General features: G+C 57.6%; 10 protein-coding genes, 1 tRNA gene and 1 rRNA gene (1 of these 12 running past the window's edge). 4 read left to right on the forward strand and 8 right to left on the reverse strand.

The window, feature by feature from the left end:
* Window positions 1–264 precede the first annotated feature (264 nt).
* Entirely contained in the window at window positions 265–723 is a 459-nt protein-coding gene (locus ACYVG7_RS00545) for a GyrI-like domain-containing protein (protein WP_460881310.1), read from the forward strand.
* A 69-nt stretch (window positions 724–792) separates the two neighbouring features.
* Here ACYVG7_RS00545 and ACYVG7_RS00550 read toward each other — a convergent pair whose 3' ends face one another.
* From ACYVG7_RS00550 to metH, 5 genes are all read right to left on the reverse strand, one after another.
* Window positions 793–1,491, reverse strand: a complete 699-nt coding sequence (locus tag ACYVG7_RS00550) for a hypothetical protein (protein ID WP_460881311.1) — start codon at window positions 1,489–1,491, stop codon at window positions 793–795.
* A 107-nt stretch (window positions 1,492–1,598) separates the two neighbouring features.
* Window positions 1,599–2,141: a GNAT family N-acetyltransferase gene (locus ACYVG7_RS00555; protein WP_460881312.1), complete on the reverse strand. Its 543-nt coding sequence runs from the start codon at window positions 2,139–2,141 to the stop codon at window positions 1,599–1,601.
* 3 nt (window positions 2,142–2,144) lie between these two features.
* Window positions 2,145–3,149 (reverse strand): LacI family DNA-binding transcriptional regulator, encoded by a 1,005-nt coding sequence (locus ACYVG7_RS00560; RefSeq protein ID WP_460881313.1) that lies wholly within the window; start codon window positions 3,147–3,149, stop codon window positions 2,145–2,147.
* 168 nt (window positions 3,150–3,317) lie between these two features.
* The gene (locus tag ACYVG7_RS00565; protein WP_460881314.1) at window positions 3,318–4,040 is read right to left on the reverse strand and encodes a hypothetical protein; all 723 of its coding nucleotides are present in this window, start codon (window positions 4,038–4,040) and stop codon (window positions 3,318–3,320) included.
* A 146-nt stretch (window positions 4,041–4,186) separates the two neighbouring features.
* Window positions 4,187–7,888, reverse strand: coding sequence for a methionine synthase (gene metH, locus ACYVG7_RS00570; protein ID WP_460881315.1), 3,702 nt, complete (start codon window positions 7,886–7,888; stop codon window positions 4,187–4,189).
* Window positions 7,889–8,011: 123 nt separating this feature from the next.
* On the opposite strand from metH, the gene ACYVG7_RS00575 reads away from it, so the two are divergent.
* A complete protein-coding gene (locus ACYVG7_RS00575; protein WP_460881316.1) occupies window positions 8,012–8,389 on the forward strand; it encodes an MGMT family protein in 378 nt (125 codons plus the stop codon).
* A 12-nt stretch (window positions 8,390–8,401) separates the two neighbouring features.
* Here ACYVG7_RS00575 and metA read toward each other — a convergent pair whose 3' ends face one another.
* Window positions 8,402–9,319 carry a homoserine O-succinyltransferase MetA gene (metA, locus tag ACYVG7_RS00580; protein ID WP_460881317.1) on the reverse strand — a complete coding sequence of 306 codons (918 nt, stop codon included), beginning with the start codon at window positions 9,317–9,319 and terminating at the stop codon, window positions 8,402–8,404.
* A gap of 173 nt (window positions 9,320–9,492) precedes the next feature.
* Between metA and ACYVG7_RS00585 the strand changes: the two genes are divergently transcribed.
* Both ACYVG7_RS00585 and ACYVG7_RS00590 read left to right on the forward strand, forming a co-directional pair.
* Complete coding sequence (locus ACYVG7_RS00585; protein ID WP_460881318.1) at window positions 9,493–10,767, forward strand: HD-GYP domain-containing protein; 1,275 nt, start codon at window positions 9,493–9,495, stop codon at window positions 10,765–10,767.
* A gap of 123 nt (window positions 10,768–10,890) precedes the next feature.
* Window positions 10,891–12,054 (forward strand): CinA family nicotinamide mononucleotide deamidase-related protein, encoded by a 1,164-nt coding sequence (locus tag ACYVG7_RS00590; protein ID WP_460881319.1) that lies wholly within the window; start codon window positions 10,891–10,893, stop codon window positions 12,052–12,054.
* A gap of 83 nt (window positions 12,055–12,137) precedes the next feature.
* Here ACYVG7_RS00590 and ACYVG7_RS00595 read toward each other — a convergent pair.
* Together ACYVG7_RS00595 and rrf are read right to left on the reverse strand one after the other, a co-directional pair.
* Window positions 12,138–12,213: transfer RNA gene (locus ACYVG7_RS00595), tRNA-Thr, on the reverse strand.
* 218 nt (window positions 12,214–12,431) lie between these two features.
* Window positions 12,432–12,500: ribosomal RNA gene (rrf, locus tag ACYVG7_RS00600) — 5S ribosomal RNA — on the reverse strand (it continues 46 nt past the right edge of the window).

The raw sequence follows: 12,500 nt of genomic DNA on the forward strand, positions 1-12,500 counted from the left end.
GGCGATTAATCAGATCGCACAAACGACGCCGAGTTCCCTTCTTTCCCGGATAAGTGATCTACATTTCGGAACGGTTATTTAGGTCAAAAGCTGGATCGATTATCCTCTCGAACTCGCAAAATCGTAGGGCTCCCGGAAAAAAAATCACCGCCCAACCGAAATAACTGTATATTAATACAGCTCGGTGCCAAATGGTCTCGCTGTACGATGAACATCACCAGACCCCGGCATCGCCATCATGGGATAACCACAAGGAGTCACCTAATGGATGTACAGATCATCAACCGCGAGCCGCAATTGGTCGCCTATATTCGCGTCATTGGCCCCTACAACGAGACCATGCCCGATGGCTTCAACCGTCTGATGGCATGGGCTGAACCCAGAAACCTGCTGGCTGGCGACTGGTTGGCCCTCTACTGGGATAACCCGGAGATCACCCCGCCCAGCGAGTTAAAGGCGGATGTCGCCCTGAGCGTTCCGGCCGGGACCCCGGTCGAGGGAGAGGTCCAGTTGCAAACAGTGCCAGCAGGCACCTACGCCTGCTACCGTTGCCGGGTGGAAAACGATGATTTCGCCTCGCCCTGGAATGCCTTGTTCCGCGATTGGCTACCCAGCAGTGGCTATCAAGCCGCGGAAGGGCCCTGCTTTGAGCAGTATCTGAATGATGGCCACCGTGATGGCTACTGGGATCTGCTGATCCAGACGCCGATCAAACCCCGCTAGTATCGCTAGCAAGTGCCCATAAAAAAACGCCATCCAGCTGGATGGCGTTTTCTTGACCCACAAGCGGCATCAGTTCGCGGTTTTGACCGGCCCTGTGTATTGATAGGTCAGATGACTGACCCGATCGGCGCCATCTACGGTGCAGGTAAAGGCCAACGGCCGCCAACCGGTGGCGAAACGCGCCTGTGCTGCGCCCGATAATTTGTTGTCTGCCGCCGTCAGGGCGCCCGCCTCATGGATTAATTTCTCCGCTCGGGTCAGCGCATACAGCTGACCCACGCACAGATACTCCACTCGCGCCATCCCCTGCAGCTGAATATCGCTGCCCGGCTTCTTCAGTCGCTGTTCATAGACGCTGGGAGCAAACGCATTTTGTAATTGCAGGGCCCGCTTCTTCAACCACTCCTGACGGGTACTCCAGGCGGCAGTCCCGGGTAGCTCGCTCTGGGTACCGGTTTCGTCCTGCCACAGGATCATGGCGCCCTTGCCATCAAACTGATAGCGACCATAGGGCATCTGTACCGCAAACAGTTTGCCCTGCTTGAAGTAATAACGGCTATCGCCTTGCCATTCGTGCTTCTCATTGAGGATCGGTACCTTGATGATCACCGGAGTGGTATCCAGCCAGGCGGTCACATCCAACCCTTCGACGGTATAGACCCAGCTATCCAGCGAGGCGGTCGCTGCTTTATCCATGGTGGCCAGTTGCGAGGCCAGATCCGGAGCCTTGGCTGCAGTCGCCGCTCCGCATGGCAGAGCCAATAACATGGAGCAGCTCCAGAACGTCATCGCACGCAGATTTTTCAACATTGCTGAATTCTCGTATTGGGGCGCCACAGCGCCATCCTCTCGAAGATACATGAGCCGCTTATGATTCACGCACTCTCTGGCAACCGTTTCTCCAAGCGGATACCCGGTCGGCCCACGCCATAATAGTCAGGGATGGTGCGAAGTGCGACATATCCGTGACGCTGATAGAGATCGAGGGCGCCCTGATTGTCGCAATCCACTTCCAGGCGCAAGCGCGGTAAGTCATGGGCCCGAGCCTCCAGCTCGGCGACTGACAGCAAGAGTGTGCCCAGACCCTGGCCGCGATGCTGCCAGTGCACCGCCAGTGCCGTGAGCGACACCTGGTGCCAACCCCGGTGCGGGAGCAACGCCATATAGGCCAGCACCTGCTCGCCATCCAGGATCAACCAGACGCGGCGACTCTGACGCCGCAACTGCTCCTGCCAATGGCGACGACCAAACGCCAACCAGGGCGAGAAACAGTAACGCTCCAGGAGCAGGATCGCATCCCGATCGGCAAGAGTCGCCAGCCGCAATTGATAACCGCGCCCCAGCAGAGGCGACCTCGTTTGCAAATGACCAAGCTGCTGCTCCAGCCACACCTCGGCATCACCCGCTAGTGCCTTCATCGGCTAACCCTGGACCTGTTGGCAAGATTCCCGCAGCCGCAACTGGCCACAAAACGGCGGCAGGCCTTCCACCGGCACACCGGACGCCAGACGCAGAGCCTGATGAACCGCCAGCTCGCTCATCTGCTCAATCGGGACATGGACGGTACTCAAGGCTGGAGAGAGGTAAGCCGCCGCCGGTTCATCATCGAAGCCAAACAACGACACCTGTGCCGGGACCTGGATCCCCGCCTCGCGCAAGGCGCGCAAGGCGCCGATGGCCATATCATCGTTGCTGGCAAACAGCGCCGTGAAGTCGATACCTCGCGCCAGTAACTGCTGACAGGCACGATAGCCCCCCTCCACCAGATTATCGCCTTCAACCAGCCAGCTCTCCGGGGCATCGATACCCGCCGCACACAGAGCTTGCCGCCAAGCCGTTAGCCGCGCGCGGGCCGTCAGTGTTCGTTGCGGACCACTGATGCAAGCGATGTGTCTATGGCCCTGCGCCAACAGGTACGCCATGGCGGCCGTCACACTGCCGGTCTGATCGAACACCACGGCCCGCTCCGGATACCCGGGTACCGGGCGATTCATCACCATCAGTGGCACCGGCAGCGTCTCGACCAGCTGCACCAGATCCGCCTCCGGCATATAGCGACTGTAGAGGATGATGGCATCACAGCAGCGGTCCACCAGCAGCTCGACGGCCGCCCGCTCCCGGAGCGGATCATCGTGGCCATCGGTGACCATCAATTGTTTACCCGCCAGCTCCGCTTGCTGGGCCATGGTCTTGAGCAGGCGGCCAAAATAGGGGCCTTCAAAATTCGAGACCACCAGGCCCAAAGTATTGGAGGTTTGATTGGCCAAAGCCTGGGCCAAGGTGTTCGGGCGAAATCCCAATTCGGCAATCGCCGCATTGACGCGATCCCGGGTGGCCTGACTCAGCAACACCTTGCCACTGAGCACCCGCGAGACGGTGGATTTGGAGACGCCAGCCTTTTCGGCCACATCCTGCATGGTAACCATCAAGATCCCTCTGTTACGCCCAACTCATGAATGACAACGCACGCCATCGCGAAATGCCGGATATGAGCCACAAAAAACAAAGCCCCGGCGTGATGCCGAGGCCCTATTATCCGCGCTGGCTCCCCGTCACAGCAAGCGATGGCTGCCGGAGGTCCACACAATGTCCCCTCAGGGCTGCGCCTTCTGCTGCCACTGCGCCGCCTTCTCGGCATCCCGCACGAAGCCCAATCCCGCAGCCTGTTCAGGCGGGATGGGGGCCAACCCTTTGCTATACAAACTGGCGATCAGACTGGCCAACGCCGGCGAAGGCTGCTGGGCATAGTTCATGATCGCCACCCGCCGCACCTCGTTCTCCGGCGCAACCAGCGAGGCCAGCAGTTGCTGCTGTTCTGTTTCCGATCCTGCCATCATGATCGGGGTGCCCAGATCCACTAGTTGGAAGAACCAGGCCATGCAGGCTTGCAGGTTCTGCTGCTGGCACTGCCCGGTCAACAAGGCATTGGCCTGCTGCATCATGGGATCCTTGTCCAGCGCCCGCCACAGGCTGATCTGCTGGGGCGATATTTCCCCGCTATCACTCTGGGTACGAAGCAGCGGCTTGTGAGCCTGGGCGCTGAGCAATGCCGCATAGAGCAGAGCGGCCCGCGGCTCTTGCTGCACATGGGGCTTGAGCACGGCGACCAGATCGGTGAAATTCTTGTCGCTGGGATCCTGAACCACGGGTTCCGCCACCAGCCGGATATAGGCCAATGGCGATTCACTCTGCGACAACGTCATAAACTGAGTCAGCAACTGCTGATAGGCGCGCCCTTGCGCATCTTCACCGGACGAAGCCGCCACGCCAGCCCATATCATAGCGGCCAACGCCACGGCACCCATTACTGCTCGCATCCCCATTCCTCTTCAATCCCCACATCCAGCTCATTGCACCATTGTGCCACGCGGCGGCAACGTCTGCTGTGACTGTGCCGCTTGTTTGCCGTTTCCCCATCACGACGCAGGGCACCTCTCGGTGCCCTGCGTCGGATCGCGCGCTGTTACTCAGTCTGGTAGCCCAGATTCGGGCCCAGCCAACGCTCGGCCTCTTCAAGGGTCATGCCCTTACGTTCGGCATAATCCTTCACTTGATCAGGCTGGAGCCCCGCCACCGCAAAGTATTTGGCATCCGGATGACTGAAGTACCAACCGGAGACCGCCGCCGCAGGCCACATGGCATAGGATTCGGTCAGCTGCATGCCGATGGCTTCTTCCACCCCCAACAGCTGCCAGAGGGTGCCCTTCTCGGTGTGCTCGGGGCAGGCCGGATAACCTGGCGCCGGACGAATACCCTGGTAGTTCTCGCGGATCAGATCCTCGTTCGAGAGCGCCTCATCCGGTGCATAGCCCCAATAATCCGTGCGTACCTGCTCGTGCAGGTATTCGGCAAAGGCCTCTGCCAAACGGTCACACACGGCTTGTACCAGAATGGCGTTATAGTCATCCCCCGCCGCCTTGAACCCTTCCGCGAGCCCCGACTCGCCAAAGCCACCACTCACCGCGAAGGCTCCGACCCAGTCGGCGACGCCACTGGCCTTGGGGGCGACATAATCGGAGAGGCAGTAATTGGGGAAGATATTGCCATCCCGCGCCTGGCTAGCCTTGTCCGTCTGCTGCCGCAATCCGCGCAGTACTGTCTTGACCTGAGTGCGGCTCTCGTCGGTATAGACCTCAATGTCATCGCCGATGCTATTGGCCGGGAACAGCCCCAGCATGCCCGTTACTTCCACTTCACCGCTGCCACTCAACCGATCCAGCATGGCCTGGGCATCTGCAAACAGGCGTTTGGCTTCCTCACCGACCACCTCATCCTCCAGGATGCGCGGATACTTGCCTGCCAGCTCCCAACTGAGGAAGAAGGGGGTCCAGTCGATGTAGCGGCGCAGCGTTTCAATCGGCACGTTGCGCAGCACATGGATGCCCGGCTTGACTGGTTTGGGCGGCTGGTAGCTAGCCCAATCGCAAGACCAGGCGTTAGCTCGTGCCTCTGCCAGCGATACCGCCTTGGTGCGTGGCTGCTTGCGGCTGTGCTGCTCGCGGGCGGCGTCGTACTCCTTGGCCAAACGGGCCGCGAAAGCCGGTTTGAGTTCGGCGGAGAGCAGGCTCTGGGCCACGCCTACCGCACGACTGGCGTTGGAGACATACACCACCGGCTCTTGGTAATTCTGCTCGATCTTGACCGCGGTATGCGCCTTGGAAGTGGTCGCCCCGCCAATCAGCAGCGGTATGGTGAAGCCCTGACGCTGCATCTCCTTGGCGACATGCACCATCTCGTCCAGGGAGGGAGTAATGAGCCCCGAGAGGCCAATCATGTCGGCGTTCACCTCACGGGCGGTCTGCAAGATCTTCTCGCAGGAGACCATGACCCCCAGATCGATGATCTCGAAGTTGTTGCACTGCAGCACCACGCCGACGATATTCTTGCCGATGTCATGGACATCGCCCTTCACCGTGGCCATGACGATCTTGCCGTTGCTGCTGCTGCCGGATTTCTCGGCCTCGATATAGGGCTGCAGATAAGCTACGGCGCGCTTCATCACCCGGGCGGACTTCACGACCTGGGGCAGGAACATCTTCCCCGCGCCGAACAGATCGCCGACCACGTTCATACCCGCCATCAGCGGCCCCTCGATCACCTCAATGGGTCGGGTCGCCTCCTGACGGGCCTCTTCGGTGTCCTCGTCGATAAAATCGGTGATGCCCTTGACCAGCGCATGCTCCAGCCGCTTGGCCACAGGCCAGCTGCGCCACTCCTGATCCCGCGGATCCGCCACCTGCTGGGCGCCACCGCGATACTTCTCGGCAATCGCCAGCAGCGCCTCGGTGGCCCCAGCATGGGTGTTGCGCACCACATCCTCGACCGCCGCCTTCAGCTCGGCGGGGATGTCTTCGTAGATGGCCAATTGACCCGCGTTGACGATGCCCATATCCATGCCGTTTTTGATGGCGTAGTAGAGGAACACCGAGTGGATCGCCTCCCGCACCGGCTCGTTGCCACGGAACGAAAACGACACGTTGGAGACACCGCCGGAGATCATGGCATGGGGCAGGTTCTGCTTGATGTCCTTGACCGCCTCGATGAAATCCATGGCATAGTTGTTGTGCTCATCGATCCCCGTCGCCACGGCGAAGATGTTGGGATCGAAGATGATGTCTTCCGGCGGGAAGCCCACCTCATCCACCAGGATGCGATAGGCGCGCTGGCAGATCTCGAACTTGCGCGCCCGGGTATCGGCTTGACCTTGCTCGTCGAACGCCATGACGATGACAGCCGCGCCATAGCGGCGTACCAGTTTGGCCTGGGCGATAAACTTGTCGACCCCCTCCTTCATGGAGATGGAGTTGACCACCGGTTTGCCTTGAATACACTTCAGGCCCGCTTCGATCACTTCCCATTTGGAAGAGTCGACCATGATGGGCACCTTGCAGATATCCGGCTCAGTGGCAATGAGATTGAGGAAGCGCACCATACAGGCCTCGGCATCCAGCATCCCCTCATCCATATTGATGTCGATGATCTGCGCGCCGCTTTCCACCTGCTGACGGGCGATATCCAGCGCCTCATCGTAATTCTCTTCGCGGATCAGACGCTTGAACTTGGCCGATCCGGTAACGTTGGTGCGTTCGCCGACGTTGACGAACATGGAATCGGCGCTGATGGTCACCGGCTCCAGTCCCGCCAGACGGCAAGCCACCGGCAGATCCGGCAGTGCCCGCGGCTTACAGCCCGCCACCGCCTTGGCCATGGCGGCGATATGAGCGGGTGTGGTGCCGCAGCAACCGCCGACCAGATTCAGGAATCCGGACTGGGCCCACTCGCGGATATGATCCGCCATCTCGTCAGCTTCCAGATCGTAGCCGCCAAAGGCATTGGGCAGGCCAGCATTCGGGTGCACCGAAACATAGGTTTCGCTGATACGCGCCAACTCTTCCACATACTGCCGCAGCTCTTTAGGCCCCAACGCACAGTTGAGACCAAACGACAGCGGGCGGGCGTGGCGCAGCGAGTTATAGAAGGCTTCGGTCGTCTGCCCCGACAGGGTACGACCCGAGGCATCGGTAATGGTGCCGGAAATCATCACCGGCAACCGATAGCCCAACGAATCGAAGACGCCCTCTACCGCAAACACCGCTGCCTTGGCATTCAGGGTATCGAAGATGGTCTCGATCATGATGAGATGAGCCCCACCCTCAATGAGGGCCAGCGTCGATTCGGTATAGGCGGCGACCAGTTCGTCATAGGTGACGTTCCGGGCACCAGGATCGTTGACATCCGGCGAGATGGAGCAGGTACGGTTGGTGGGGCCGAGGATCCCGGCGACAAAGCGCGGCTTGCTCGGATCCTTGGTCGTCCATTCGTCAGCCACCTGGCGCGCCAGCCGTGCCGCTTCGCGATTGATCTCGGCACTGAGATCTTCCATCTGGTAATCTGCCATCGCAATGCGGGTGGCGTTGAAGCTGTTGGTTTCGAGAATATCGGCACCGGCAGCCAGATAGGCCTCGTGGATCTCGCGGATCACCTGGGGCTTGGAGAGCACCAGCAGATCGTTGTTGCCCTTCAGATCGCTGGGCCAGGCGGCAAAACGCTCACCACGATAATCTGCTTCCTTCAGCCCGTAGCTCTGGATCATGGTCCCCATGCCCCCATCAATCAGCAGGATACGTTCCTGCAGACATTCGGTGAGTCGGGATTGGATCGGCATTCCTTGCACATGTTCTGCCACTGGCTTGTCCTCATTACTACTTGGGCCCTTGCGGGCAAGAGCCCCCAAAGGCGAAATCATCATCCGGCTGTTGACTGGACGAGTACCGGAGGGGCTGGCAGTATGGCAAAAAACTGTAGGGCCCACGCCATGCTCGACTCGTCTGTCATCACTCCTCCCAGACAGGAAGAGATCACAACCAATTTTACCCAGCGCGTCTATCAGGTGATAGCGGCTATTCCTTATGGCCGGGTCGCGACCTATGGCACAGTCGCTCGCCTGGCGGGTTCCCCCCGTGCCGCTCGTCAAGTCGGCGGCATTCTGTGTCGACTGCCTGAGGATACACGCTTACCCTGGCATCGGGTGGTCAATCGGTTTGGAACCATCTCGTTACGGGACCAAGACTACCAGCGACAACAGGGACGCCTGCAGCAAGAAGGGATCCCCTGTCACCCGGCATCTCCGATCGACTTGAACCGGTATGGCTGGCAGGGTGAGTGACTCAGCAGCCATTCACGGTAAATTGCTCAGATCAAACGGCGTATTCTGGTACACGTAATAGTTCAACCAGTTGGCAAACAGCAAGTGTCCATGGCTGCGCCAGGTCGCTCGCGGCGGCTGATTCGGGTCGTCATTGCGGTAATAATTCTTCGGTAACTGCGGATCAATTCCAGCTCCGGTATCCCGCACAAACTCCTGATGCAGCGTATCGGCATCATATTCCGGGTGTCCAGTCACATAGACCTGACGGCAATCTGGGCTCACCGCCAGATAAACCCCCGCCTCTTCGGACTCGGCAAAGACCTGCAAATCGGTATGCTGACGAATGAAGTCGCCATCAAAATTGGCATAGCGCGAATGCGGTGCCAGGAAATGATCATCAAATCCCCGCACCAGCGGATCGTGCGCGACCAACCGACAGTGCTCATAGACACCAGAGAGCTTCACCTCACGGGTCTGTTTCTCCAAACCGTAAATCACCTTCAGCGCCGCTTGGGCCGCCCAGCAGAGAAATAGGGTTGAGGTGACATGCTGACGCGACCATTCGATGATTTCGACCAGGGTATCCCAGTACACCACATCAGAAAATTGAGTCAGCCCCAGGGGGGCGCCCGTGATAATCAGGCCGTCATAGCGATTATGTTTTACCTGAGCAAAGTCGTGATAAAAGGTATCCAGATGTGACTTGGGAGTGTTCTTGGATTCGCGATCATCGATGCGCAACAGATCGACATGCACTTGCAATGGCGAATTCGACAACATGCGCATCAGCTGGATCTCGGTCTCGATCTTCTTCGGCATCAGATTCAACAGCAGGACCCGTAATGGACGAATATCCTGGTGAAGGGCACGACTCTCAGTCATGACGAAGATGTTCTCAGCGCCGAGCACGTCAGCGGCTGGCAAACGGTCAGGGATCTTGATAGGCATGGTGCACTTCCTGTACTACATCAGTAAAAACGTCTGGACATCCAGAAATCTACACCAATCGATAGCACGCTGTCACCTCTTAGCTATTTTGAGACAAGATCGATAGAATGCACTCCTGACTCATCGACGCCTTTGCCTGGCATAGGCGCTGGTTTTATGTGTACTCTAACTAGATGACTGGTATAAAAATTTCTGTCGACCGACTACAGATCGGTAACTACGTCAAACTCCCGCTCAACTGGAAGGATCACCCCTTTCTGTTTTCCAGCTTCGCCATAAAAAGCCGGGAGGAGATTGATCTCATCCGTCGGCTAGGTTTGAAGCAAGTCATCATGTTTCCTGACAAATCGTCCATGCCACCCAAACCTGTCCAGGAAATAGAGACCCCAGCCAATGAAACCACGGCTGAAAGTACACTGGACGACATCGAGGCAGCTTTAGCCGCCGAGAAAGAGCGACGCATCGAGCAACTCAAACTGTACCGCCGCAATCTGCAACGCAGCGAAAAAGCCTTTGAGCGCTCGCTCAGCCAGCTGCGCAATCTGATGAACAAGCTGCAGACTCGGCCACTGACGGCCATCAAGGAAGCACAAGAACTGGTCGATGGCATTGTTGCCCAGCTTCTCAGCACCGATGAAATGGTGCTGCACCTGATGTCGGAGTCACCAGAAGGCGAGAGCATCTACTATCACTCGCTCAACGTCTCCATCCTCAGCATGCTGCTGGCCAAAGAGGCCGGCTTTACCGAAGAAGAGATGAAGCAAGTCGGTTTCGCCGCCCTGGTCCACGACATCGGTATGCTGCGCATTCCAACCCAGATCCTGCGAAAGACTGAACCCCTGACGCGGCCGGAACTGAATCTGTTAAAGCAGCACACTCGGTATGGTCACGAGCTGCTTGATTTAACCAAAGACTGCCCCGACACCGCCAAGAAAGTCGTACTGCATCATCATGAGCGGCTGGATGGCTCCGGCTTCCCCGAGGGCCTCAAGGCTGAACAACTGGATAAACTGACCCAGATGGTCAGCGTGGTCGATGAATATGATGAGCTCTGTCATCCCCAAGATCAGAGCAAGGCCAAGGTTCCCCATGTGGTGCTGTCGTTCTTGTTCAAGAACCGCACCAAACAGCTCAACAAGGATTACATCGGCCTGCTGGTCAAGCAACTGGGCATCTACCCACCCGGCAGCGTGGTACAGCTTTCCAATGGTCAGGTTGGTCTGGTCATGTCGGTCAATCCGAAGCGGTTACTGTTTCCCAGCGTGCTGATCTATGACCCGGCTATTCCCCGCCAGGAGGCTCCGATCATCGACTTGGAAGATGTGGGTCTGACCATCGGCAAGGTGATATCTCCGACTCGCCTACCGGCACCGGTGTTTGAGTACCTGAATCCGCGAACCCGGATTAGCTTTTACTTCGACCATAGCAATGTTCCCACCCGAGCCTAAACAAAGACTAGGCTCCCCACCGATTAATCACTTCCCAGCCGGCACAAGATTACATACCCTCATCCTTCCACCATATGGCCTAGCCAGTAGGCCACTATGGATTGCATGAGGATCTTGTAACCTATGATCATTGAAATTATTTCAACCGGTGATGAAGTCCTCACCGGCTTTACCGTAGATACCAACTCCGCCTGGCTATGCCAGCGATTACTCGATCACGGCTGGCAAGTGCGTCGTCGACAAACGGTTGGCGATCGGATGGATGACCTAGTCGACATCCTACAGGAGCGAGGACGGGTCGCTGACATCCTGATTGTGAATGGCGGACTAGGTCCAACCTCGGATGATAAAACTACGGAAGCCGCTGCGTTAGCTGCAGACGTGGAGCTCGAGCTCCGCGACGAATGGCTGCAATTGCTCATTGAACGTTACAGCTCGCGCGGGCGCGACATGCCGGAGAGCAATCGTAAACAGGCCATGCTACCCGCTGGCGCCACTCTTATTCCGAACCCGATTGGGACCGCCTGCGGTTTTCATCTGCGCATCGGCAGGGCACGCTGCTATTTCACTCCGGGAGTGCCATCAGAATTCAAACAAATGGTCGATGAGCAAATATTGCCGGATCTAGGCACCCATTTTGCCGCTGGCACGACTGAAGTTCGCCGCTATTTCACCTTTGGTGTCTCCGAGTCCTCACTCAGTGATCGACTGGATACCCAAACCTGGCCAGAGCACATCGATCTAGGCTACCGCTCGTCCATGCCGATTATTGAGCTCAAATTGATCAGCCAGCAGGCCGAACAGACCGATTTCGCAACCGCAGAGGCACAGTTACTTGCCGTCATTACACCTTTTTTGGTGGCACGAGATGAACTGGATCTTCCTAGCGAGCTAGCCGACAAGCTGGCTGGGCAGGAGCTACACATCTATGAATCTGGATCTGCAGGCCTGGTGTTGCATTCCCTCGCCCCTGCCATTCCCCAGTTGATTGGTCATCTGGGCTGGTTACCTGGCGGAGCCGAATTACTGTTGAGGCAGATCAATAACAATCAAGAACTTACCATGGCGATTGGATCTGAAACTGAGCATGGAATTTCGATTGCCTTATGGAATGGTAAAACCGGAGCGGCACAGACATTGAAGGTGGGAATTCAGAATCCTAGCCTGCGCCAGGGCATCATCGCTTTTGCCGCGCAAGATATGCTGCGACGCTATCTTAATCAGGAGCCCATGCTTGGCAACTATGAAACACTACTCCGCACAGATGAGTTCCACATCGGTTCATAGCATCGTCCGGATGACATGCATACCAACGATTCATTGAAAAAGACCAAAGCAAAAACCCCGCCGAAGCGGGGTTTTCTTTATCGTGGTGCTGATACCCAGAGTCGAACTGGGGACCTCACCCTTACCAAGGGTGCGCTCTACCAACTGAGCCATATCAGCACGTATCTCGTGCGATATCCGGTCTGACCGTATATCTAAATTGTTTGCCTGCGAAATAATTTCCTACTCTCGCATGCGGGTCTTTCGACAAAATTGGGTGCCTGGCAGTGTCCTACTCTCGCATGGCGAATGCCACACTACCATCGGCGCTACAGCGTTTCACTTCTGTGTTCGNTAGCGTCCTACTCTCGCATGCGGGTCTGTCGACCTAATTGGGTGCCTGGCAGTGTCCTACTCTCGCATGGCGAATGCCACACTACCATCGGCGCTACAGCGTTTCACTTCTG

This window comes from Pseudaeromonas pectinilytica, from assembly GCF_054780855.1.